Annotated in this window: 21 protein-coding genes and 1 other RNA gene; 6 read left to right on the plus strand and 16 right to left on the minus strand. The window is 58.6% G+C overall.

Features of this window, described 5'->3' with window-relative positions:
• Positions 1 to 8 precede the first annotated feature (8 nt).
• Positions 9 to 1,265: an L-rhamnose isomerase gene (locus tag DXX3274_RS02885; RefSeq protein WP_042858475.1), complete on the minus strand. Its 1,257-nt coding sequence runs from the start codon at positions 1,263 to 1,265 to the stop codon at positions 9 to 11.
• The gene (gene rhaB, locus DXX3274_RS02890) at positions 1,262 to 2,734 is read right to left on the minus strand and encodes a rhamnulokinase (protein WP_042858476.1); all 1,473 of its coding nucleotides are present in this window, start codon (positions 2,732 to 2,734) and stop codon (positions 1,262 to 1,264) included. The genes DXX3274_RS02885 and rhaB overlap by 4 nt, the downstream gene beginning before the upstream one ends.
• A gap of 349 nt (positions 2,735 to 3,083) precedes the next feature.
• On the opposite strand from rhaB, the gene rhaS reads away from it, so the two are divergent.
• Both rhaS and rhaR read left to right on the plus strand, forming a co-directional pair.
• Positions 3,084 to 3,920, plus strand: coding sequence for an HTH-type transcriptional activator RhaS (rhaS, locus tag DXX3274_RS02895; protein WP_038917687.1), 837 nt, complete (start codon positions 3,084 to 3,086; stop codon positions 3,918 to 3,920).
• 37 nt (positions 3,921 to 3,957) lie between these two features.
• Positions 3,958 to 4,812, plus strand: coding sequence for an HTH-type transcriptional activator RhaR (rhaR, locus tag DXX3274_RS02900; protein ID WP_042858477.1), 855 nt, complete (start codon positions 3,958 to 3,960; stop codon positions 4,810 to 4,812).
• Positions 4,813 to 5,387: 575 nt separating this feature from the next.
• On the opposite strand, the gene DXX3274_RS22590 is transcribed toward rhaR, so the two are convergent.
• The 7 genes from DXX3274_RS22590 to DXX3274_RS02935 all read right to left on the minus strand — a co-directional run bounded on the left by DXX3274_RS22590 (position 5,388) and on the right by DXX3274_RS02935 (position 12,561).
• Entirely contained in the window at positions 5,388 to 5,906 is a 519-nt protein-coding gene (locus tag DXX3274_RS22590) for a DUF2778 domain-containing protein (protein WP_071603898.1), read from the minus strand.
• Between the two features lie 65 nt (positions 5,907 to 5,971).
• Positions 5,972 to 6,451, minus strand: a complete 480-nt coding sequence (locus tag DXX3274_RS02910; RefSeq protein WP_042858478.1) for an Hcp family type VI secretion system effector — start codon at positions 6,449 to 6,451, stop codon at positions 5,972 to 5,974.
• Positions 6,452 to 6,662: 211 nt separating this feature from the next.
• Positions 6,663 to 8,363 carry an ABC transporter ATP-binding protein gene (locus tag DXX3274_RS02915; protein ID WP_042858479.1) on the minus strand — a complete coding sequence of 567 codons (1,701 nt, stop codon included), beginning with the start codon at positions 8,361 to 8,363 and terminating at the stop codon, positions 6,663 to 6,665.
• A complete protein-coding gene (locus DXX3274_RS02920) occupies positions 8,360 to 9,199 on the minus strand; it encodes an ABC transporter permease (RefSeq protein ID WP_371206894.1) in 840 nt (279 codons plus the stop codon). Before DXX3274_RS02920 ends, DXX3274_RS02915 begins: the two co-directional genes overlap by 4 nt.
• A gap of 31 nt (positions 9,200 to 9,230) precedes the next feature.
• The gene (locus DXX3274_RS02925) at positions 9,231 to 10,196 is read right to left on the minus strand and encodes an ABC transporter permease (RefSeq protein WP_039692645.1); all 966 of its coding nucleotides are present in this window, start codon (positions 10,194 to 10,196) and stop codon (positions 9,231 to 9,233) included.
• Entirely contained in the window at positions 10,174 to 11,802 is a 1,629-nt protein-coding gene (locus DXX3274_RS02930) for an ABC transporter substrate-binding protein (RefSeq protein ID WP_042858482.1), read from the minus strand. The genes DXX3274_RS02925 and DXX3274_RS02930 overlap by 23 nt, the downstream gene beginning before the upstream one ends.
• A gap of 216 nt (positions 11,803 to 12,018) precedes the next feature.
• The gene (locus DXX3274_RS02935) at positions 12,019 to 12,561 is read right to left on the minus strand and encodes a DUF1440 domain-containing protein (RefSeq protein WP_042858483.1); all 543 of its coding nucleotides are present in this window, start codon (positions 12,559 to 12,561) and stop codon (positions 12,019 to 12,021) included.
• Positions 12,562 to 12,969: 408 nt separating this feature from the next.
• Between DXX3274_RS02935 and DXX3274_RS02940 the strand changes: the two genes are divergently transcribed.
• Positions 12,970 to 14,004 carry a hypothetical protein gene (locus tag DXX3274_RS02940; RefSeq protein ID WP_042858484.1) on the plus strand — a complete coding sequence of 345 codons (1,035 nt, stop codon included), beginning with the start codon at positions 12,970 to 12,972 and terminating at the stop codon, positions 14,002 to 14,004.
• A gap of 38 nt (positions 14,005 to 14,042) precedes the next feature.
• Here DXX3274_RS02940 and ubiI read toward each other — a convergent pair whose 3' ends face one another.
• From ubiI to DXX3274_RS02960, 4 genes are read right to left on the minus strand one after another with little or no spacing between them, the layout of a single operon-like run.
• On the minus strand, positions 14,043 to 15,254 hold the full coding sequence (gene ubiI, locus DXX3274_RS02945; protein ID WP_042858485.1) for an FAD-dependent 2-octaprenylphenol hydroxylase: 1,212 nt from the start codon (positions 15,252 to 15,254) through the stop codon (positions 14,043 to 14,045).
• A 22-nt stretch (positions 15,255 to 15,276) separates the two neighbouring features.
• Complete coding sequence (gene ubiH, locus DXX3274_RS02950) at positions 15,277 to 16,455, minus strand: 2-octaprenyl-6-methoxyphenyl hydroxylase (protein WP_042858486.1); 1,179 nt, start codon at positions 16,453 to 16,455, stop codon at positions 15,277 to 15,279.
• Complete coding sequence (pepP, locus tag DXX3274_RS02955; RefSeq protein WP_042858487.1) at positions 16,452 to 17,780, minus strand: Xaa-Pro aminopeptidase; 1,329 nt, start codon at positions 17,778 to 17,780, stop codon at positions 16,452 to 16,454. Before pepP ends, ubiH begins: the two co-directional genes overlap by 4 nt.
• A 39-nt stretch (positions 17,781 to 17,819) precedes the next feature.
• A complete protein-coding gene (locus tag DXX3274_RS02960; RefSeq protein ID WP_038662769.1) occupies positions 17,820 to 18,404 on the minus strand; it encodes a YecA family protein in 585 nt (194 codons plus the stop codon).
• A gap of 334 nt (positions 18,405 to 18,738) precedes the next feature.
• Between DXX3274_RS02960 and zapA the strand changes: the two genes are divergently transcribed.
• From zapA to DXX3274_RS02970, 3 genes are all read left to right on the plus strand, one after another.
• Positions 18,739 to 19,068: a cell division protein ZapA gene (gene zapA, locus DXX3274_RS02965; protein WP_012883229.1), complete on the plus strand. Its 330-nt coding sequence runs from the start codon at positions 18,739 to 18,741 to the stop codon at positions 19,066 to 19,068.
• 82 nt (positions 19,069 to 19,150) lie between these two features.
• Positions 19,151 to 19,333: non-coding RNA, 6S RNA (gene ssrS / locus DXX3274_RS22600), on the plus strand.
• Positions 19,334 to 19,380: 47 nt separating this feature from the next.
• Positions 19,381 to 19,995, plus strand: coding sequence for a 5-formyltetrahydrofolate cyclo-ligase (locus DXX3274_RS02970; protein ID WP_042858489.1), 615 nt, complete (start codon positions 19,381 to 19,383; stop codon positions 19,993 to 19,995).
• A gap of 13 nt (positions 19,996 to 20,008) precedes the next feature.
• Here the strand turns inward: DXX3274_RS02970 and nadR are convergent, their stop codons facing one another.
• The 3 genes from nadR to serB form a co-directional block, all read right to left on the minus strand.
• Positions 20,009 to 21,265, minus strand: a complete 1,257-nt coding sequence (nadR, locus tag DXX3274_RS02975; RefSeq protein ID WP_042858490.1) for a multifunctional transcriptional regulator/nicotinamide-nucleotide adenylyltransferase/ribosylnicotinamide kinase NadR — start codon at positions 21,263 to 21,265, stop codon at positions 20,009 to 20,011.
• Positions 21,266 to 21,447: 182 nt separating this feature from the next.
• Positions 21,448 to 22,833, minus strand: coding sequence for a DNA repair protein RadA (radA, locus tag DXX3274_RS02980; protein WP_042858491.1), 1,386 nt, complete (start codon positions 22,831 to 22,833; stop codon positions 21,448 to 21,450).
• 118 nt (positions 22,834 to 22,951) lie between these two features.
• On the minus strand, positions 22,952 to 23,929 hold the full coding sequence (serB, locus tag DXX3274_RS02985; RefSeq protein ID WP_042858492.1) for a phosphoserine phosphatase: 978 nt from the start codon (positions 23,927 to 23,929) through the stop codon (positions 22,952 to 22,954).
• Positions 23,930 to 24,008 lie beyond the last annotated feature (79 nt).

Here is a 24,008-nt window from a genome sequence, read left to right on the forward strand (position 1 = left end):
GCGAATCCTTAACGTTGACAGAGAACGGTGTTTTCGTAGTGACGCACGGACTGTAGCCAGTCGCCGCCGGGCGTGACGTCATGCTGCTGGCAGTAGTGTTCCCACACCGCCTGCCACGGCAGCGATTTTTGCTCTTCCAGCAGCGCCAGCCGAGCGGTGTAGTCGCCGTTTTGTTCCAGCGTGCGCAGGGTCTCGGTGGGTTCCAGCAGCGCGCGCAGCAGCGCTTTTTTCATGTTGCGGGTGCCGATAATCCAGGCGGCGATACGGTTGATGGAAGCATCGAAGAAATCCAGCCCGATATGCACCCGATCGAACAGCCGGTGGCGTACGACTTCGTGGGCGATGGCCTGAGTTTCGTCGTCCAGCAGCACCACGTGGTCGCTGTCCCAGCGCACCGGGCGGCTGACGTGCAGCAACAGGCGCGGTACGAACAGGCTGGCGCTGGAGATTTTGTCGGAAATCACTTCGGTGGGGTGGAAGTGTCCGGCGTCCAGACACAGCGCGGTCTGGCGGCTGGTGGCGTAGCCCAGGTAAAACTCGCTGGAGCCGACGGTAAAACTTTCCGCCCCCAGTCCGAACAGTTTGCTCTCCACCGCGTCGATGTGATGCGCCGGGTCCAGTTTTTCGGCGATCACCTCGTCCAGCGACGCCAGCAGCCGCTGACGGAACGCCAGCCGGTCGACGGTCAGGTCTTTCATGCCGTCCGGAATCCAGATGTTCATCACCGAAGCGGTGCCCAGTTCCTGGCCGAACCAGGCGGAAATACGACGGCTGGCCTGGCAGTGCTCAATCCAGAAACGGCGCACGTTCTCATCCGGGTGCGACAGGGTAAAACCGTCGCGGCTAAGCGGGTGCGAAAAACAGGTGGGGTTGAAGTCCAGCCCCAGTTGATGTTCTTTGGCCCAGGCTACCCAGTGACTGAAGTGGTGCGGCTCGATGGCGTTACGCGCCACCGGCGTATCCGATTCCAGATAGATGGCGTGCAGATTCAGCCGTTTCGGGCCGGGAATCTGGCGAAACGCCTGCTCCAGGTCGGCGCGCAGTTCAGCGGCGTTGCGCGCTTTACCGGGATAGTTGCCGGTGGCCTGAATACCGCCGGTCAGCGCGCCGCTGTCGTGCTCGAAGCCGGCGACGTCGTCGCCCTGCCAGCAGTGGATGGAGACCGGAATCTGATCCAGTTGGCGCAGCGCGGCATCCACATCAATATTCAGTCGGGCGTAACGTTCTCTGGCCAGCCGCCAGGCGGTTTCTATCGCGGTATTCATACGGTAAGCTCCTCGTTAACCTGGCACAGCGCCTGAAAACGGCGCCAGTGACCAGCAAAATCACTATCCTGTCGGGGGATAAACGGTTGCAGCGGGATGTTGTCGGTGAGCAGACGGCGAAAGGCGTCCAGATCCGCCACGTCGCCCTGCGCCATCAGCTGGCAGCCGATGTTGCCGAGGGTCGAGGCTTCGGTCGGACCGGCCAGCACCGGCACCTGACAGACATCGGCGCACAGTTGATTCAGCAGGCTATTACGACTGCCGCCGCCCACCACATGCAGATGGCGCAGCGGCGCACCGCGCAGCTCGCTCAGCGTTAGCAGGCCCTGCCGGTAGGACAGCGCCAGGCTGTCCAGAATGCAGCGCGCCAGCGCGGCGGTATTGGCAGGCCGCGGCTGGCCGTGTTCGCGGCAGAGTTCATACAGCGCGTCGCTCATCGACGGCGGATTTATCAGCCGCTCGTCGTTCGGATTGATCAGGCTGACGAAGCCCGGCTGCGCCGCCGCGGCGTCGAGCAGCGCCGGCAGGTCCGCGATCTGCTGTTCCTGACACACCTGCTGCAGCAGCCAGAGTCCCATAATATTTTTCAGTACCCGGTAACGGCCGCCGACCCCGCCTTCATTGGTGATGTTGGCGGCCAGCGCCGCCGGACCGGTCAGCGGTTCACGGCTTTCAATACCGATCAGCGACCAGGTGCCGGAGCTGAGGTAGGCGCTGTCCGCGTCGGTCAGCGGGGTGGCGACCACCGCGCTGGCGGTATCGTGGGTGGCGACCGTCACTACCGGCACGGCGCGGCCGCTGGGCGCTACCCAGTCGCCCACCCGGCGGCCCGGCTGGCATGGCGCGGCGAGCCAGTTGGGCGGCACGCCCAGATAATCCAGCAGGCAGCGGTCCCAATCGCCGCTGCCCAGATTCAGCAACTGAGTGGTGCTGGCGTTGGTGTATTCGCAGGCTATCTGGCCGGTCAGCCGGTAGTGGAAGTAGTCCGGGATCATCAGCAGGTGCGCCACCTGTCCCCAGACGTCCGGATCCTGCTGGCGCAGCGCCCGCAGTTGGTAAAGGGTGTTGAACGGCAGAAACTGGATGCCGGTTTGCCGGTAGAGGCGCTCGCGGCCCAGTTCGGCGATGACTTGCGCCATCTGGCCGTCGGTGCGGTGGTCGCGATAGGAGTAAGACAGGCCCAACCGGTTGCCTTGCCGGTCCAGCGGCACCATGTCTACGCCCCAGCTATCGATACCGATGCTGACGGGGTGAATGCCGCGCGCATCGACGGCTTCAAGCCCGTGGCGAATATGGCGCTCCAGTTCGTCCAGATCCCACAGATGATGCCCCTGCCAGTGCCGCAGCGGATTGTTGAAACGGTGAATTTCCGCCAGCGTCAACCGCCGGGTTTCGGTCTCCAGCGACGCTAACATCACCCGTCCGCTGGATGCGCCGAGATCGACCGCTACGTAATGCCTGACCGCCATTGCCGTTCTCTCCGTTGTCGTTATGGTGTGTTTGTGACTGTGTTCGGCAGTGTAGGAGAGTTGGAACGGCGGCACCTTTGGGTGAGTGCCATCTGAAAAATGGGGTTGGCAAAATGGCAAAGTTGACTGTGAATCGGCTCACAGTTTATGGCGATAGCCGGCCTGTAACCCTGTAATAACCGGGTATAAATGCTTGTGATCCTGCACACAGTTCAGTGATTTAACCGCCGGATCTTGAAAAAATGACCTCGCGACGGCGATGTCGCGGCGCTATTTTAAGGCGCGGGGGCCTGCCTTCTGACTACTATCCGGACATGCGGATGCGTCAGGCTGAGGGGAGGAGCGCGACATGACACAACTTCATGGCGAAGAGTTTTTTGCTTCACAAGCGGCGACGGTGGCGGTGGAACCTCGTATGCCGCAATGCGCCTTTCCTGAGCATTATCACGACTTCTGGGAAATCGTGCTGGTGGAGCAGGGGGCCGGTGTGCACGTGTTCAACGACCAGCCTTTTGCCCTGTGCAGCGGGGCGGTGTTTTTCGTGCGGGACAACGATCGCCATCTGTTTGAACAGGTGGAGGAACTGCACCTGACCAATGTGCTGTATCGGTCGCCGCGCGGGTTTCGATTTCTGTCGGACATCGCGCCGTTTCTGCCGTATGGCGCCAATGGCGAGTGGCTGGGGCAGTGGCAGGTGAACGCCGCCGCCCAGCAGCAGGTCAAACAGTTGATTCTGCAACTGGCGGCGCTGGCGCATCACGATCAGCCGGAGGATATCGCCGCCAGCGAAAGTCTGTTCCTGCAGATTCTGGTGCTGCTGCGGCAAAAGCGTTTCCAGACGCAGGGCGACGGCAGTGCACAGCAGGGCATCCAGGCGTTGCTGGGCTGGTTGCAGCACAACTTTTGTGAAGAGGTGGATTGGGAAACGCTGGCGGACCGCTTTTCGCTGTCGCTGCGTACGCTGCACCGGCAACTGAAGCAGCACACCGGCATGACGCCGCAGCGCTATCTGAATCGTTTGCGGCTGCTGGAAGCCCGGCGTCGGTTGCAGCACAGCGATGACTCCATCACCACCATCGCCCATGATTGCGGCTTTAGCGACAGCAATCATTTTTCCACGCAGTTTCGCAAAGCCTTTTCGCTGGCCCCCAAAACGTTGCGCCATCAGGCGCTGTGTGAGGACTAAGAGCCTATCCCAGTAGGCGTTATAGGGGCGACAGGCTGTGCCATCCCGCGGGTTGAAGTTACAAACGGAAGATTACTTTCTTACCGACAAGAATACGGTCACGGTGGCGGAGCGCAGCCCGCAGCCGGTGTTTCCGTTGCATCATCACGACTTCGACGAACTGGTGATCGTCTGGCGCGGCAATGGCCTGCACCTGTGGAATGATGTTCCCTACCGTATTACCTGCGGCGACCTGTTCTACGTCACGGCCCGCGATCGTCACAGCTACGAATCGGTGCATGACCTGGAGCTGGACAATATCCTCTATATCCGTGACCGCCTGACTCTGCCCACCGACTGGCAAAACCTGCTGCCGGGCGGCGAGGTGCCGCAGCAGCAGCGCTACTGGCGGCTGGCGACCCAGAGCATGGATATCTTGCGCGACAAAGTGGAAAATCTGACGCAGGAATGCATGAAATCGGACCCGTTGTCCTTGCAACTGAGCGAAGTGTTGCTGTTGCAGATTGCGTTGCTGGCGCTACGTTATCGCTACGCGCCGGACAGTACGCAACTGGCGGATGCTCAACAGCTGGACCTGCTGATGAATGCGTTACGCGCCAGCATCGCCCGGCCGTTCCGGCTGGAGGATTTCTGTCAGTTGCATGACATCAGCATGCGCAGCCTGCGCAGTCGCTTCAAACAGCAGACCGGCATGAGCGTTGCGCAGTATCTGCGCCAGTTGCGGCTGTGCCGGGCGATGGAGCTGCTGCGCCACAATCGCCAGACCATCAGCGAAGTGGCGGCCGAATGCGGCTTTGACGACAGCAACTATTTTTCCGTGGTGTTCCATCAAGCATTCGGCGTCACGCCAAGCGGTTACCGGCAGCGTTTTCAGGCTGGCGGCAAAGCGTGAAGCGGTGGGCGGCTATCGTTATTTCGATGACGGCTGACGTGTTGAGCGCGAGGTGTGATAATAACGCCAGAGTTTTATGATTGCTAAATAAACGAGAATGGTGACGATAAGATCGATGATTGACATCACTGTGATATAGAACAGCTCTGGGTCTTTCCAGCCAGCTTTTTCCGATAGTGTCACTAACAAATCAGTTTGCTTTCGAGTCAGTGGAACGGGGTAAGTATGAACATAACGAATAGACAGAAGAAATAAGGAAATAAATAATAGTGTCTTAAATGCCCTACGAATAAATGTTGCCATTGTTATTATCTCACTATTCTAACCGATTAATGTTTTTTCTTAATTGAGGATTTATCCATGCTCGCATAAATAGCTCGTATAATACTACAGTGATAATGATATTAATCAGCAGTATTGCCAGCAGGTAAAACCACTCCGGATCACGGAACCCCAGACTGTTGGCAACCGTGACAAGCCGGTCGGTCATGTTCCGCGTGAATGTTATCGGATAAGGGTGAATATACCTCAGTGATAAATAGTAAAGTGTGAGGAATAGCAGTGTCTTAAGTACCCTACGGGCAAGTGTTGCCATAAGTGATAACCTCAATAATTCCGTAGGCTTCCAAACCGGTATTGTGTACAGGCTGTTTTCTTGTCCTTAATAATGCTGCACGAATAGCTGCAAAGTCAGAATAATGTTGGAGCGTAATACAACCAAGAGATACTCCTTGGCCGCCAATGGGATGTAGCCGAAAATTCCCCCGCCTGACACCATTTATCCATGTATAATCGTCAATCTGACCATCATCTCTATACAAAGCAAACCATTCGGAGTGATTAGAATCATAACCCCATACTGTATTCCATGAGTCCTTTAACCAAGCTGTAGCTTGCGAGCGAATCCCACCGGTTGGCCTGTCCACTATCCAATAGCGTCCTTCAGGAATAGGTCCTGCTTCGGGTACATCGGTACATCCTCCCCGGTTTCGATAGATTTTATCACCAGAAAACGCCATAAACGTGCCAACGCCCAACAGCGTCAGCGGTGAGTAGTCAGCATTATTGACGATGAACTTTCCTTGTAACGCCATAGAGTCCCTTTTTTAGGAATATCCGCCCATTGGTGAGGTACCAGATAACTTATCATTGCTGGCCGTTAACTTGCGGCGTCTTTCCAGAACAGGTATGAGTTAGTTCTGGCGACAACATGTTCCCATTCAATGGTATGGAATTTGAAGTGTACACTTTCGTGTGGTTGTTCACCGTTGTCTGTTAATGAATTCGGGTAAACATAACTGATATCGGTAATAATGGCACCGAGTAGTTTTATTTTGAAATACAGTTCGTTACCACCCGTGGTACTGGTTCGATAGAATGAAAATTCACAGGTTAGCGTCTCGTTGTCATTGAGTGCTTGTGCAATTAACGGCGTGGATTTATCAATCGGCTTTTTTATCTGTATAGGCAGAAAGGACACGTTACCGGCACGGTTTAAATGACCAAAGAACTCATAAATAAAAATTTCATCTTCATGGCCAGATTGATATTTATTGCCTATTGATGAAAATGTAGAGCACCCGGCAGAGATTAAACCTTGTTTTTTTCCATTTAGTGTCAGGTAAATAATATTAGCCATACGTATCCCAGAGGTTGTATTAGAATTCCATTTTTTTTGCATTTATATCAGAATGATAGTTTTAATAGCAATCGATTTATTGTTTTCCGATTGTGATTGTTTTTGATTTTATTAATGAAGGGGTTAATTAATAAAGAATAGCGTGCCATCATGAACTACATTCTCTTTTTAATTGAAAACGTAACGTGCATGATGGCGCGCTGAAATAACGTCAGGCGTAAATATCGTTATTTTGTCGGTTAATCGCCACCGGGGCGACGGTGGAAAGTAATTGCCGGGTGTACGGGTGTTGCGGTTGATTAAAAATCTGCTCCACGGTGCCGCGTTCCACCACATCGCCGTCTTTCATAACCGCAATCCGGTGACTCATGTGTTGCACCACCCCCAGATCGTGGGAGATAAACACCATCGACAGTTGCAAACGTTGCTGCAACGCCACCAGCAGGTCCAATACCTGCGCCTGAGTGGTGACATCCAGCGCCGATACCGGTTCGTCGCAAATCAGCACATCCGGCTCCGCCGCCAGCGCCTGTGCGATGGAGATGCGCTGGCGCTGCCCGCCGGATAACGACTGTGGTCGTCTGGAGAGCAACGTCGGCGATAACCCGACCAGTTCCAGCAGAGCAAGGATACGCTGCTGGCGGACTTGCGGGCTGAGATCGCGCCGTAAGCGCAACGGTTGCTGTAGGAGCTGCTCAATGGTGAACTGCGGATCGAACGAACTGAGCGGATCCTGCGTGATGGTTTGAATACGGGCGCGTAACGGGCGGCGCTCTCGCTCGGCCAGCGAGCTCCACGGTTGGCCGGACAGGCGCACTTCACCGTTGTCCGGTTGCTGCAATGCCAGGATCACTTTCCCCAGCGTGGTCTTGCCGGAGCCGGATTCGCCGACAATACCCAGCGTTTCACCCCGTTCCACTGTCAGCGAAATGTTGTTCACCGCCGTCATACGGCTGCCGTCCGGGCGTTTGAACGAGACGGATACGCCGTCTACCTGCAACGCCAGCCCGCTCTTGTCGCCTGACTCGCCGGCGGAAGAGAGCAGGGTCGATGCCTGCGGGCTGAGCGGGTTTTCCCCTGCCAGCCAGTTGCCGCGGGTGGCGGCGGTCGGGATAGCGGCCAGCAGCCTGCGGGTGTAAGGATGCTGGGGAGCGGACAGCACCTGTCGGGCCGGGCCGCGTTCCACCAGCGCGCCTTTCTGCATCACCATCACCTGATCGGCGACCTGCGACACCACCGCCAGATCGTGGGTGATCAGCAGCACGCCGTGTCCGGCCTGCGCCAGCGCGGTGAACAGTTTCAGCACCTGCTGCTGGACGGTGGCATCCAGCGCGGTGGTGGGTTCGTCGGCGATCAATAGTTTTGGCCCGGCGGCCAGCGCCGAGGCGATCAGCGCCCGCTGGCGCAGCCCGCCGGATAGCTCATGCGGGTACTGCGCGGCGCGGTTGGCCGGATCGGGAATTCCGACCTGGGCCAGCAACTCGGCGACGCGCGTCGCCACATCATTACGCGACGCCAGTTTATGGGTCAGCAGCGGTTCCGCCACCTCTTGCCCGATGCGCCGCAACGGATCGAGCGACACCAGCGCGTCTTGCAGCACGAAGCCGATCTCCCGGCCGCGCACCTGTTGCCACTGCCGATCGCTGAGTTTTTGCAGGTCGCACCGGTTGCCGTCGTGGCGCACCAGTTCGATGGCGTTGGCCTGAATCTGCGCCCGTTCACCCGCCAGCCCGACCAGCGTTCGGGCGGTAACTGATTTGCCGGAGCCGGATTCGCCCACCAGCGCCAGAATTTCACCCGGATTGACCTGAAACGACAGGTTGCGCACCGATTCCACCGGCCCGTGCGGGCTGGGGAAGGTCACGTTTAATCCATCAACGCGCAGCAACGGCTGCAAAGCAGACTGACTCATGCCGCCCCCTTAGCCAAAATGGCCTGCAAACGCCGGCCCAGCAGGGTGATGACGATCACCGACAGCGCGACGACGCTGGCGGGAAACAGGCTGACCCAGGGCGCGATATCCAGGAAGTTGCGGCCGTCGGCCAGCAATGCGCCCCATTCCGCCGTGGGCGGCACCACGCCAAGCCCGAGGAAACTCAGCGCGGAGGCGGACAGCACCGCGTTGCCGACGCCGATGGTCGCCAGAATCAGCAACGGCCGTAATGTGTTGGGAATGATATGACGCACCACGATGTACAACGGATGTTCGCCCAGCGCGACGGCGTGTTCCACGTAGCCGGACAGTTTCACCTGCAGCACCTGCGAGCGCACCAGCCGTGCATAGCTGGCGACGCCGGCCAGCCCTACCGCCAGCAGCGTATTTTCCGGGCCGCGCCCCAGCACCGCGATCACCAGCAGCGCCAGCAGCATTTCCGGGAACGCCAGCATGATATCCAGCAGCCGCACCAGTACGCGGCGTACCGGCAACGGCACCAGCGCCGACAAGGTGCCCAGCAGCACGCCGCCGAGGCAGGCGATCAGCATCGCGCCGACGCCGATACTCAGCGACAGTGAAGTGCCATAGACGACGCGGGTGAACACGTCGCGCCCGAGCGGGTCGGTACCGAACCAGTGGTCCGTGCTGGGCGGCTGGAGCACCGCCCCCATGTCCATCTCATCCGGCAGGCGATGGGTGAACAACGCAGGGAAAAACACCGCCAGCAGTAAAAGCAGTACGGCGGCGGCAGGAAGCAAGGTTGCCGGCGCCAGCCAGGGGCTGCGATAGCCCGTGCGATAAGGGGTATGCATCAGCGTCAGAGGCTCACGACGGGTTAAAGGTTCACTGCTCATGGGCGCTCGCCTTTTTTCTCAAACGGGGGTCGATAATCAGATACAGCGCATCCACCAGCAGGTTGATGACCACAAACAGCAGGGCGGACAGCATCACCAGCCCCAGCACCAGCGGCATGTCGCGGCTTTCGATGGCATGCAGGGTAATCTGGCCGATGCCGGCGCGACCGAACACGGTTTCGGTCAGCACCGAGCCGCTCAGCACGCCCGCCAGCAGGGTGCCGGTCAGGGTCGACGCCGCCAGCGCGCCGTGGCGCAGGCCGTGCCGAACGCGCAGCCAGGTTTCACTGACGCCGCGGGTGCGCACCGTCAGTGCGAACGGCTGCGACAGCGCCTCTTCCAGCCCGTCGCGCAGCACCTGGCTCAGCAGAGCAGCCAGCGGCAGGCTCAGGGTGACGACCGGCAGCACCAGCGATATCAACCCGTCGTTGCCCATCACCGGGAACCATTGCAGGCGGAAGCTGAAAACGCTGAGCAACACGATACCGACCCAGTAGACCGGCGTGCTGAGCAGCGTCAGTTCCAGCCAGGACATCAGCGCCCGCAGCCGGGCATGGCGCCCGGCGGTCAGCAAGGCGTTGAGGATCGACAGCAGCAATGCCAGCACCAGCGCGCTCAGCGCCAGCTGGACGGTTTCGCGCATGGCGTCGCCAATCAACGCCACCACCGGCTGTCGGTATTGATAGCTGATGCCGAAATCGCCTTGCAGCGCCTGTCCGCAGTAGCGCAGGTATTGCATCCACAGCGGCTGATCGAGCCCGAATTGCTTGATCAGCGCCGCCCGGTACGCCTCATCCACCACGTTATCGCCGCCGCTCAGGATCGCCACCGGATCGCCGGGGATCAGTTTGACGGCAATAAACGTCAGCGTGGCTGCGCCCCAAAGCACAGCCACGATGGTGAAGAGTCGCTGGAGAGCCGTGACGGCCAGGTTACGGTTTAATCCAGACATCATAGAAGTTCGGTTTAGCGTTGGTGGCCCAGCTGATGCCCTGTACTTTCTTCGACAGGCCCAGTTGGTAGGCCGGGACGAACAGCGGCACGGCATAAGCCTGGTCGAGCAGTTCATGCTGGACCTGGCTGTAGAGCTGCTGACGCTCGGCGTCGCTGGCGCCGATGGCTTTTCTCAGCTTGTCATCCAGCGCGTGGGTGCGGCTGAAGTTGTTGCCGTTGGGCGGAATATAGTTGGAATCAAACACGGTGCGCAGGATATCCGGCTCGGCGCGCACAAAGTAGTTGGACGCGATGTCGTAGTCGTTATCGTTGGTGCGGCTGATGAAGCCCCCGCTGTCCACCGGATTAAGCTGGACATCGATACCGGCCTGTTTCACCTGGAACTGCACTGCCTGGAACAGGGTGATTTCCGCGGCTTCCGATGAACCGGTGCTGTAGACGAAATGTACGGTCAGGCGTTTGCCGTCTTTGGTGCGGTAGCCTTCGCCGTCTTTGGTTTTCCAGCCTGCCTCATCCAGCAACTGGTTGGCTTTCTTCAGATCAAAACCGCTCAGCGATGCGGCTGACTTGTCGTAATACAGCGTGGAAGGACCAAGAATATTATCCGCGGCCTTCAGGGTGCCGAAGAACGCCACTTTTGTCGCTGACGCGGCATCCACCGCGTGCAGGAAGGCGCGGCGCACGCTGACATCCTGGAACGGGCCTTTGGAGGTATTCAGGTACAGCACGCGGTTAACGCCCGGGTTCTCGCGGGTGATCAGTTCCAGACGGTTGTCTTTTTTCAGCGCGGCGGCGTTGGCGGGCGGCACGGCGTCGATCGCCTGTACCTGACCGCTGCTCAACGCGCCAAGACGCACTGAGGATTCCGGCAGGTATTTGAATTCGATTTTATCCAGATAGGCCGGACCAGAGTGGGCGGCATAGCCTGGTCCCCAGTGGTAATCAGGACGTTTTTTCAGGCGGCTGCCGCTGCCTTTTACGAAGGATTCCAGAATGAACGGACCGGAGCCGACGATGGTGTTGCTGGTATTCGGGGTGTTTTTCAGGTACGTCGGCGACTGAATGCCCAAATACGGCAGGCTCAGCCCCTGCAACAGCGCGGCGAACGGGCTCTTATAGCTGATCACCAGCGTGTAGTCGTCCGGCGTGGTAATGCTGTCGATTGGCCCCAGCAGGGATTTGGCGTAGCTGGAGGTGGTTTTCGGGTCGAGAATACGGTCCAGATTGTATTTTACCGCCGCCGCGTCCAGCTTGGTGCCGTCGCTGAACGTCACATCGTTGCGCAGGTGGAAGGTATACCGGGTGTTGTTGTCGCTGATTTCCCAGCGTTCGGCCAGCCAGGGTGTGAAACGGTTGTCTTCCGCCTGACCAACCAGCGAATCCACCACGTTGCGGGCGACCAGCGCCGCCACGGAATAAGCGGTGATGGACGGATCGATGACCGGGGTATCGCTGCCCAGCCCGATATTCAGCGTGCCGCCTTGCACGGGCGTAACGGTGGCGTCCGCCGCGTGGGCGAAAGGCGATGCGCCGACTGCCAGAGACAGCAACCCTGCGGTGAGTAAGGAAATCCGTGATGTTTTGCTTGCCGGAGATAATGTCGCCATTCCCTGAGTCCTCGAAATTAGCATAGTAATAAGGAGTGTAGTCTTAATGACTTACTCTAGGGAGTTGCCGGAAGCGTGTAAAAGTATAAAAAATTATTTTTAATTCCCAAAAGGATATAAAGAAGGCTGTTTTTATAAGGTCGTTTTTATAAAGCTGCTTTATAAAGCATGAGAACACAGGCCATCCTGAATAGATGGCCTGATAAGGCAGGAAACTTACTGCGCGTGTTGTGTAGTCAGCGCGTTGTCTTCTGACTGATGGGTGATGCGGTTACGCAGATCGCGCCGCGCCAGTTCGGCAACCCAGAAGCAGAACATGTGGCCGAAGATTTCTGAGAAGTGCTCGGCGAACGGCTGGTCCCACGGTGCCGGTACGGTACCGAACAGCGGCAGCAGCACTACATGGAAGACGGCCCACAGCACCAGACCGTAAAAAGCCCCTTGCCAGAGCTTGATGCGCGGCCAGAATTCCGCTGCTACGCAATAAAGCACGGTAAAGGTAATCGAGAAGCCGAAATGCATGATGAAACTCATGATCGGCCGCGGATTGCCGTTGAACAGATAGGTCAGATGCGAGAGATCAAACGACATGCCAAGCTGTTGCAATAGTTGCTGAGGCGGGTTGGTAAGATCCCTTTCCGGGGTACGGGGCGGGAAGGGAATTTCCCAGCCGAATTTGGCGATCGCGCAAATGATGCCGGCAATAATGCCAATCATCACCGCCAATATGATTTTTTCTTTAACGGTACGAGCCTGCATGGTATTTCTCCTTGGGAACAAAACAAAAAAAAGAAAAGACGAACAGTGAATAATTCACTCTCCTTTAAATAGTTACGATCGTCTTTGTTGATAGCATACGCCTTTAAATCACGATGTTCGAGTGTTAGTCATCAAGGCTATCTATCTGATGTGTTAATTGTTTTTTCCAATCATGATAGATGTTCTTTTCATGCGCCAGATATTAACCGCTGTAGTTTGTTGTGACGGAAATGTATGGTGATTTATCTGAGGAATGGATAATTCTGCCGGTAAATATTAATGCGTTATCGAATGTGGCGAAAATAATTGGTGGTGCTTATTTTACTGTTATTATGAAATCTGCATGTTGTGTAACTGCCTGGACATTATTCAGACGAAAATAACATCTGTGCCTGACAAGGATGATCAATGAGAAAAGTGATGTGGCTGGCGATGTTGCTGGTCGTGCCGTTGCTGGCGTCCTGTATCCGTTTTTCCAATCCCGCTCCTTATAAAAAGATGCTGCGCGCCCAGTTCGGCGAGCAGTTGCAGTACCTCGATATGACCCGGCTTTCCCCCTCGGAACCGTTTAAATCCTGGCAAGGCGCGTATGCGCTCTACCTGCTCGATCGCAGCGACGACCAGACCTTTATGGTCCGTTTTGCCGAGACCGACTCACCGGCGCAGTTTTTGGCGCGGGTGCAGGCGGAGCGGGCAGAGAAGACCGCGTTCGTCAAACGGCAGCAGGCGTACCTCGATCGGTTGCTGAAACTGAACCTGACGGGCGATTTTTTCTCGCTGGCAGGCAAGGATTTGCAGGATCGCGATGAGTGGCTGGTGGCTTATTTTGCCGATCTTTCACAGCTCGGTCAGGATCGGTTTTTTATGTCCGACGCCAGTCTGAAAGCGCTGGCGGCCGCGCTGGCGCAGAACCGCGATCCCAAACCGACGATCCGGATTTACGACGTCAGCCTGAAAGACAGGTACGCCGGCGTGTTGAAAAAACACTATCACGGCATTAATGAACCGATCGGCGGCGAGCGTTATACCTATCGCATCAGTCTGGCGGATGGCGGCGCAGTCGCTTATGGCATTGATAATACGGTTTCTCCCGCGCCCGGCATTGTCGAAGAAAAAAAGACCCCGCTCTATGAGCGCTGCTATCAGGTTATTGCCCGGCAGATTAGCGAAAACTATTTTTATCGCACTTATGGCGTCTATATTTCACCGCTTGGTTTTTATCTGGGCGATTCGGTTATCCGCGAACGTATTCAGGAAAAATTGGGAACCCGGCCTTATTTTTCCTTTTCGCTGCTGGATCAGTTGAACGGTCAGCAGGTTGTACGAGGCATTGTGGAATATACCGACTGGAAGAACGGCGACGGCAAACAGCAACTGTTTGAATATACCTATTTCTTTGCCGGCGAGCGGGTCGTGTTGCGGGATTTACGGGCCGCGCCATAACGCACGCGGCCCGATATTCTCAGGTTATGCGGCATGGATCAGCCGGCATGATCCAGCCAGTCCGGTAGATCGTTAAGCCCCATCGCCTGACGCACCAGCGTCGGTTTTATGCCCGGCAGGGTGTCCGCCAGTTTCAGGCCGATGTCGCGCAGCAGACCGCCGACCGGATGGGAAGCGGCAAACAGAGTGCGAAAGCCCTGCATACTCGCCAGCATCAGCGCGGCGCTGTGCTTGCGGCGCCTTTCATAGCGCCGCAGGTACAGGTGCTGGCCGATGTCTTTGCCCTGCGCTTGCAACCGCTTGAGTTCGGCAATCAGCTCCGCTACGTCCATAAAACCGAGGTTGACGCCCTGACCTGCCAGCGGATGAATGGTGTGCGCCGCATCGCCCGTCAGCACCAGCCGGTGAGCGGCAAAGCTGCGGGCATAGCGCGCGGTGAGCGGGAAGGTTTGACGGTCGCCCTCTAACTGGCACAGCCCCAGCCGCATATCGAAGGTCATCGCCAGCTGTCTGGCGAACTCGTCGGCGGGCAGCTCGCGCATCTGTTGGGCGCGTTCCGGCGGCAGCGACCAGACGATCGAACAGAGGTGCGGATCGCCGAGCGGCAGAAACGCCAGAATGCCGTCGCCGTGGAACACCTGGCTGGCGATGGCGCCGTGCGGCCGCTCGGTGCGGATGTTGGCGACCAGCGCATGATGGCCGTAATCCCAGAAAGTCAGCGGAATGTCGGCGTGCTGGCGCAGCCAGGAGTGCGCGCCGTCTGCACCCACCACTAGCCGGGCGGTGAGCATGCCGCCGTCTTCCAGCGTAATGAAGGCTTCGTTTTCGCCCCAGGCGACCTGCCGCAGCGCGGCGGGCGCCAGCAAGGTGATGTCCCGCGATTGGGTTGCCTGCTGCCACAGCGCCCACTGGATGACGTCGTTTTCAATAATGTGGCCTAGACGAGAGAAGCCGAACTCTTCACCGCAAAAACGGATATTGCCGAAGCTGTCTTTGTCCCAGACATACATTTCGTTATAAGGACTCAGCCGCTGCGCGGCAATGCCCGGCCAGACGTTGAGCTTGCGCAGCAGCGCCTCGCTGGCGGCATTGATGGCGGAGACGCGCAGCGCGTGCGGGCCGTTCGCCAGCGGTTCGGTCGCGGTCTGTTTTTCCAACACGGCGACGCTCAGGCCGCTGCCTTGCAGACCGCAGGCCAGCGCCAGTCCAACCATTCCCCCGCCTGCGATGACCACATCAAATGATTGCATAGAGCATGAATTCCTGTCTGTGTTAACGTTCCACCCAACCCAGCGTGCGCCGCGCCAGCACATCCCGCAGCAGCGGCAGACTGTTCATCGCCATCAGCCCCAGATTCCGCCCGACTTCCATCGGGAACAGGTGGTTGGAGAAGACGCGCACCAGCCCGTCGGTCAAGGCCACCGTGGTGTGCTGATCCGGCTGGCGGCGGTGCTGATAGCGTTGCAACACCGCCTGACTGCCCAGGTCTTCACCCTGTTCAACGGCAGTCGTCAGCGTTTCCGCCAGCGTCATCACGTCGCGCAGACCGAGGTTGAACCCTTGCCCGGCGATGGGGTGCAGGGTTTGCGCCGCGTTGCCCACCAACGCCAGCCGGTGGCTGATATGTTGACTGGCGGTCACCAGCGCCAGCGGATAACTGTGGCGATCGCCGACCTGCGTTATCGCGCCCAGCCGCCAGCCGAAAGCGCGCTGCAACTGCTGGCGAAACTGTGCGTCGCTCCAGTTATCCACTTCGGCCTGTTGCGATAGCGGGTGGCACCACACCAGCGAACTACGGCCTTTGCTCATCGGCAGCAGCGCCAGCGGGCCGTGCTCGGTGAAGCGCTCATAGGCGCGGCCCTGATGCGCTTCGGCGGTGGCGACGTTGGCGATAATCGCCACCTGTTCATAAGGCGCCTGCTGCCACTGAATGCCGGCGTGTTGCGCCAGTTGGGAACGGGAGCCGTCGGCCGCCACCAGCAGTTGCCCGCTGAGGCGGGCGCCGTTGTCCAGCAGCAGCGATGCGCCGTCAGCCTCCCGGTTGACCTCCACCACCGTTGCCGGGCAATGCAGCCGCACGCCGGGCGCGTTCTGTAGCAGTGAAAACAACCGCTTGCCGGCGTCGTGCAGTTCGACCACGTGGCCCAGCGCCGGCACCCGGTAATCGCTGGCCTGTAACCGCACCCGTCCCGCGTGGCCCCGATCGCTGACGTGCACGCTGGCGATGGGGGTGGCGACGGGCGCCAGCGCCTGCCAGACGCCGATGGCGTCCAACTGCATGCAGGTGCCCTGCGCCAGCGCGATGGCGCGGGCGTCAAAGCCGGGGTGGTGGTGTTCCTGCGGCGAGCGAGCTTCGATCAGATCCACCGGGATCCGGCCGCCCGACAGCCGGGAGATCGCCAGCGCCAGCGTTGCGCCCGCCATTCCGCCGCCGACAATCATGACGGTCATGAGGCTTGTCCTGCCGCCCTTGCCATCAATGCTTCAATCTCGTCCGGATCTTTCACCACGTCGCCGGTTAGTACTTCATTGCCGTTCTCGGTGATGACGATATCGTCTTCGATACGAATGCCGATGCCGCGATACTCCGGCGGCACATCGGCGTCCGGCGCGATGTACAGACCCGGCTCGACCGTCAGCACCATGCCCGGCTCCAGCGTACGGCCGCGATCGGCGGTGCCGTAGTCGCCGACGTCATGCACATCCATGCCCAGCCAGTGGCTCAGGCCGTGCATGAAGAACTGGCGGTGCGCCTGCTCGGCGAACAGGGTGTCGACATCGCCTTGCAGGAGGCCGAGTTTGATCAGGCCGCGCAGCATGATGCGTACCACTTCCTCGTTCACTTCGCGGATGCTGCGGCCCGGCGCGAACATCTCGATAGCGCGCACTTCCGATTCCAGCACGATGTCGTAAATGGCGCGCTGCGCCGGGGTGAATTTGCCGTTGACCGGGAAGGTGCGGGTGATGTCGCCGGCGTAGCCCTGATATTCGCAACCGGCGTCGATCAGCACCAGATCGCCGTCGCGCATCTGACATTCATTTTCGGTGTAGTGCAGAATGCAGGCGTTTTCGCCGCTACCGACAATGGTGTTATAGGACGGGTAACGCGCGCCGTAGCGGTTGAATTCGTGGTGGATTTCGCCTTCCAACTGGTATTCGAACATACCGGGACGGCAATTCTCCATGGCGCGGGTGTGGGCCAGCGCGCTGATTTCACCGGCGCGGCGCAGGATGTCGATTTCCGCCGGCGATTTAAACAGGCGCATATCGTGCACCCACGGCCGCCAGTCGGTCAGCGTCGCCGGCGCGTGGAAGCCTTTGCGCGTACCGCCGGTGCGTAGGGTTTCCAGCGCGGCGAACACCAGCTTGTCGGCATAGGCGTATTCGCCCTGCGCATGGTAGACCACATCCAGGCCGTTGAGCAGCAGATGCAGCTGTTCGCCGATTTCGCTGAACGGCAGCGCGCGGTCTATGCCCAGTCTGGCGGGGGCCGCTTCCTGACCGAGGCGACGGCCGAACCAGATTTCAGCGGTGACGTCGCGCACCCGGTTGAACAGCACGCTGTGATGGTGATTCTCGTCGCTCTTGATCAGCAGCAATGCCGCTTCCGGCTCGTTGAAACCGGTGAAATACCAGAAATCGCTGCTCTGGCGATAAGGGTGGTCGCTGTCCGCGTTACGTTGCGCTTCCGGCGCGGCAAACAGGATAGCCGCGCTGCCGGGCGCCATCTTGTCCAGCAGGGCCAGACGGCGGCGGAAGTATTCTTGTTGATTCATTACCTGCTCCTGAAAAGGGCATCAAATGCAGAATGTGTGTTAATGCAGTGTCGGTTTTTTCTGCTCCGGCGCAGTGACCACCGGACGGGTGAATTCGTTATGGCACATAATGGCCGCCACCCGTACATATTCGATCACTTCTTCCAGCGACTGTTCCAGTTCATCTTTATCTTCGTCTTCGTCGTAACCGAGCTGGGCGATGTTGCGTAGATCGTCAATCGCTTCTTTCAGCTCGCCCTGCGTTTTGCCGAGGCGGGGCTGGACGACGCCGAGGCCGAGCAGAAAATGGTTAACCCAACCTGCCAGCGCGTCGGCGCGGTCGAATACGCTGACGTGTTCCAGCGTGTCATCCGGCAGGAACAACTGGAACAGAAAGCCGTCGTCCTCCAGCGCGTCGCGGGTAACCTGATACAGATGTTGCAGCGGCTGGGCCAGCGTCTGCGGGAAGGCCATGCCGTCGTTGGTCAGTTCGAACGTCAGCGTTTTCCAGCTATCGTCGTGGTTGCCGCCGCACAGCATGCCGCTTATCAGTCCGTGCATTTCGGCGGCGGTCAGGGCCACCTGATGTTGTTGCAGTAGCTGGTCGATAGCTTCGTAACCGGGGAGTGTATTCTGTATAGACATGAGCATTCATCGTCGTTGGCAGGTCGTTCGTGTTATGCTACCACCAAGCTCCGCTGCTATACCAGCAAGCTCCGTCGCCAGACCCGATACCCAATAGATTTCAAGCGACAGAAAGGCGGCAAGTGAGCGAATCCCGATGAGCTTACTCAGGTAAGTGACTCGGGTGAGCGAGCGCAGCCAACGCACCTGCAACTTGAAGTATGACGGGTATAAAGGGCTTGTATCTTCTATTGTGGATATATATAGTAGCGCCCGCTTTTTCCCGGCCCCGTCACGGGCCGCGCAGCGGATGTCCCTTATGCGGGCGTGAAACGAAATAAGGCAGGAAGGTGACATGTCTGCACAACCGGTAGATATTCAGATTTTTGGCCGTTCGTTAAGAGTCAATTGTCCGCCAGAACAGCAGGATGCGCTGAATCAGGCTGCGGAGGATCTTAACCAGCGGTTGCAGGACCTCAAAGTTCGTACCCGAGTGACGAACACAGAGCAGCTGGTGTTCATCGCGGCGCTCAACGTGTGCCACGAGCTGGCGCAGGAGCGGTTGAAAACCCGCGATTATGCCGCCAATATGGAACAGCGTATTCGCATGTTGCAGCAGACGATTGAACAGGCGTTGCTGGAGCAGGGCCGTATTACCGAGCGTCAGGGCGCGCAATTTGAGTAGCGTGTCTCGTTTTGACAAAAGTACGGTTTTTTGGGGTAACACATCGCTGCCAGACATGATAAGGTAGCGTTGAAAGAACAAAATTTCTCTGAGATGTTCGTCAGCGGGCAAGTCCCCTGAGCCGATATTTCAACCAACAGAATGTAACGATCCGTGGTTGGTGAGCATGCTCGGTTCGACCGAGAAGCCTTAAGACTGCGACGTTGCGTTCACCTTGAACCAAGGGTTCAAGGGTTACAGCCTGCGGCGGCATCTCGGAGATTCCCTCTCGTTTATTCCCCTTTAATTGCCTGAACATGAAAGTGACTGCGCATGACTCCAGCCAGTGCTTCTTCCGACCTTTCTTCCGTAGCGGCATTACGCCAGCAAATCCGTCAGCAGGTTCGCCAGCGTCGTCGCGCGTTAAATCGTGAACAGCAAGCCGCTTTTGCCGATCAGGCCGCCGAACGGGCGATGGCGCACCCGCGTCTTGGCGACGCCAGTCGGGTGGCGCTGTTTCTGTCGTTTGACGGCGAGCTGGATACCCGGCCGTTGATCGACGCGTTGTGGCAGCGACAAAAACAGGTTTACCTGCCGGTGCTGCACCCGTTCTGCAATGGGCATCTGCTGTTTTTGCGTTATGCGCCGGATACCGAACTGGTGTGGAACCGGCTGAAGATTCAGGAGCCGCAGCTGGATGTGCGCCAGGTGTTGCCGGTTGAGCAACTGGATGTGCTGCTGACGCCGCTGGTGGCGTTCGATGCTACCGGGCAGCGGCTTGGCATGGGCGGCGGGTTTTATGACCGCACGCTGCAGCACTGGCGGTCGCGCGGCCCGTATCCCATCGGGCTGGCGCACGACTGCCAGCAGGTGGATGTGCTGCCGGCGGAAAGCTGGGATGTGCCGTTGCCGGAAATTATCACCCCGTCCCGCTGCTGGCGTTGGTGAATACTCGGCGGGGTTAACTCGCCGCCGGCATCGGCGTTTGCCGGTCGTGCCCCAGCATTTGCTGCACCAGCTCCACGCAGCGCAGAAAGCGGCTGTCGTAGTCTGATTCGGTGACGTGGACGTACGGCACGTTATTTTCCGCCAGCATACTCTTGAGCACGTCCTGAAACGCCTTGCGATCCGCCGCGCTGCCCAGACTGCGCAGGCCGTCCGCCACCCAGGGGGTGTTGTTCTCCAGCAGAATCACCAGATCAAAGCGGTACTCCTCAACCAGCGCCTGCACGAACGGGTGCTCACGGCCTTCGTATTTTTTGCAAAACGCCTGCGTGGTGATGAAGTCGGTGTCGATAAACGCCACTTTATTGGCGTATTTCACTGCAAAATCAATGTACTGGGCCTGTCCGAGCGCGATTTTGTCGTAGTCCGAATACTGTAGCGCCATTTCGTCGCCGCCCAGGTGGGAGAACACGTAATCGCGGCCGTATTCCCAGGCGCTGGTGGTATTGAAAATATTGGCCAGCTTGTTGACCAGCGTGGACTTACCGCTGGACTCGCCGCCCAAAACCGCCACGGTGCGCACGAAGAACGGTTTCACCTCGGTGGGGATATATTCCCAGTAGCGGAATGGATCCTGACGGATCTGCGCGCCGCTGATGCTCATAAAGGAGCGTTTGGGGTCGATCAGCACGGTTTCGATGCCGAGATGTTCCTTGTACTGCTGCGCGTCCTGCTCTTCGCTGGTGTAGACGTAGCGGGGGTCGATGCCTTTTTCCGACATGAACTGCTTAATGCCGCGGCTCCACACATCCCAGCCGTGCGGGTAGGGTTCCATACCCTGCTCGTTGAAGGCGTGAATGTGGATATTTTTCTGATACTTGAAGGTTTGTAGCAGCCAACGCAGGCGGTCGCTGACGGTCGGCTGTTGCGACATGGAACTGTGCTCGAACAGCAGGCGGTCGCGCGGCTCGTCGTAGCCCAGAATCACGTGCAGTTCGTCTATCTGGCTGCAGGCGCGCTGAATCAGGTAAATGTGGCCGGTGTGCAGCGGGTAAAACTTGCCGAATACCACGCCGATGCTTTTTTGCTGATAAGGAAATTCCAGCTCCAGAAAACGGTGCAGCGACTCCAGCTTCTGGGCGCTGGGGCTTTTGATTTTGGCGTTGAGCAACTGACTTAAGTAGCCTTTGGTCATACCCGCGGCATCGGCGACCTGTTGCAGGGTACAGCCTTTTTGTCTGATGGCTGTTTTCAGGTAATCGTAGGGAGACATGGTCTGATACTCCGATGTGGCGGATAACGCGCTATACCTTTCGTACTCTACGTTGCAGGCCGCGGCTCACCCGCCGCCTGACTTCGGCAAGCGTCCGGGATTCACTCGGTTATCGCGTCCTGCAACTCGAATTATTGTGGGTATATATTATTAAGGCTCTGACGAGTAAAGCCTAATGGAAATTACAGATCATCAAGGATCGCCAGCGCGTCCGACAGTTTTTTCACGCCCATCACCTGCATGTTGGTGGGCGGTTTTTTCGGCATGTTGGCAAACGGCACGATGGCGCGTTTAAAGCCGTGCTTGGCGGCTTCGGTGATGCGTTCCTGACCGCTCGGCACCGGGCGGATTTCTCCGGCCAGCCCGACTTCGCCGAACACCACCAAGTCCTGCGGCAGCGGCCGATCGCGGAAGCTGGACACCAGCGACAGCAGCAGCGCCAGGTCGGCGCTGGTTTCCGTTACCTTGACGCCGCCCACCACGTTGACGAATACGTCCTGATCCGACATTTGCAGCCCGCCGTGACGGTGCAGCACCGCCAGCAAGATCGCCAGCCGGTTCTGTTCCAGCCCGACCGCTACCCGACGCGGATTCGCCATCATCGAGTGATCCACCAGCGCCTGAATTTCCACCAGCAGCGGTCGGGTGCCTTCCCATACCACCATCACCGAACTGCCGGAGGTGATTTCATCGCCCCGGCTCAGGAAGATGGCGGACGGGTTGCTGACTTCCCGCAGTCCCTGTTCGGTCATGGCGAAGACGCCCAGCTCGTTGACGGCGCCGAAGCGGTTCTTGTGGCTGCGCAGGGTGCGGAAACGGGAGTCGGCGTCGCCGTCCAGCAGCACCGAACAGTCGATACAGTGTTCCAGCACTTTCGGGCCGGCCAGCGAGCCGTCTTTGGTGACGTGGCCGACCATGATGATGGCGACGCCGCGGGTTTTGGCGAAGCGTGTCAGGTAGGCGGCGGTTTCCCGCACCTGCGCCACGCTGCCGGGAGACGACTGAATGTCCGCCAGATGCATCACCTGGATGGAGTCGATCACCATCAGTTTCGGCTGTTCCTGTTCGGCAATCAGGCAGATCTGCTCGATGCTGGTTTCCGACAGCATATTGATGTGCTGGGCGGGCAGGCCAAGACGGTGAGCGCGCATCGCCACCTGCTGGAGGGATTCCTCGCCGGTGACATACAGGGTTTTCATCTGTTCGGCCAGTTTGCACAGGGTTTGCAGCAACAGGGTACTTTTGCCGGCGCCGGGGTTGCCGCCGATCAGAATGGCGCTGCCGGGTACTACGCCGCCGCCCAGCACCCGGTCGAACTCCTGAAAGCCGGTGGAAAAACGCGGCAGCGCTTCCAGGCTGATGTCCGACAGTTTCTGTACCCGGCTGACGTTGCCGCTGTCCCCGGCGTAACCGGAGAAACGGTCGCTACGTGACGAGGAGGACGCGGCGGCCAGACGCACCTCGGTGATGGTGTTCCAGGCGTGACAGGCGCTGCACTGCCCCTGCCAACGCGGATAGTCGGCCCCGCATTCATTACAGACAAAGGCGCGTTTGACGGCTTTGGCCATGAATTACCTCCTTTCTACTGCTCTTTACTGCATCAGTACTCTTTATGCATCAGTACTCTTTATGTATCAGTACTCTTATAGCATCAGTGCTCTTTACTGCATCTCGATACGGCGCGGCTCAGCCTTTTTCATGCCTCAGGCTGCCGCTGAGAATGCACAGCACGCCGGTCAGGTCGGCATGACGGATGCTGACCGCGCTCTGCTCGTTGACCTTGGGTTTGGCGTGGTAGGCGATGCCTAATCCGGCCGCCTTGATCATCAGCAGGTCGTTGGCGCCGTCGCCGATGGCGACCGTCTGGTGCGGCGGGATCGACAGCTTTTCCGCCAACTGACGCAGCGTATCCGCTTTATATTTCGCATCGACGATTGGGCCGACCACGTCGCCGGTCAGTTTGCCGTCGCGCATGCCCATTTCGTTGGCGACCGCCGCCACCAGCCCGAGTTCATCACGCAGGTAGTCGGCGAAATAGGTGAAGCCGCCGGAAGCGATGGCCAGATGCCAGCCCGCCTCCTGCAACTGTTTGACCATGTTTTTCAGGCCCGGCATCAGCGGCAGGGCGTCCCGCACCTGACGCAGAATGTTGGCGTCAGCGTCTTTCAGGGTGCCGACGCGCTGACGCAGGCTGGCGGAGAAATCCAGCTCGCCGCGCATGGCGCGCTCGGTGACCTCGGCCACTTGCTCGCCGGTGCCCGCCAGTTTGGCGATTTCATCGATACATTCGATCTGGATCGCGGTGGAATCCATGTCCATGACCAGCAGGCCGGGCGAACGCAGACTCGGGGTGTTGTACATCGGCGTCACGTCCAGCCCCAGTTCGTGGGCTACCTTGGTGATGCGCGGCGTCAGGGTGCCGGCCAGCCGTACTACCTGATAGTCGTCCACGCTCCAGGCGCTGACGATCACCAGCGGCTCATCCAGACGGCGCTGAATGCGGGATAACAGATATTTGTCGAGCACGTCGCCGTACATCAGCCAGCCGGTATTGCCGGCGCGGTAGTCGAGCGGCATCACCTCGTCGTCACTCAACGACAGCGGTAAATTTGGCCAGCAGTTGATCTCATCGGGCAGATCGCTATAGGTCAAACGGTTCGACATGGGTTAAATATCCTTTCCTGCGGGTAGTGAAGAATTGACGGGGTGGACGGTCACAAATCAACGCAACAAGCTATCCTAT

Source organism: Dickeya sp. NCPPB 3274 (assembly GCF_000406205.1).
GTDB lineage: Bacteria > Pseudomonadota > Gammaproteobacteria > Enterobacterales > Enterobacteriaceae > Dickeya > Dickeya fangzhongdai.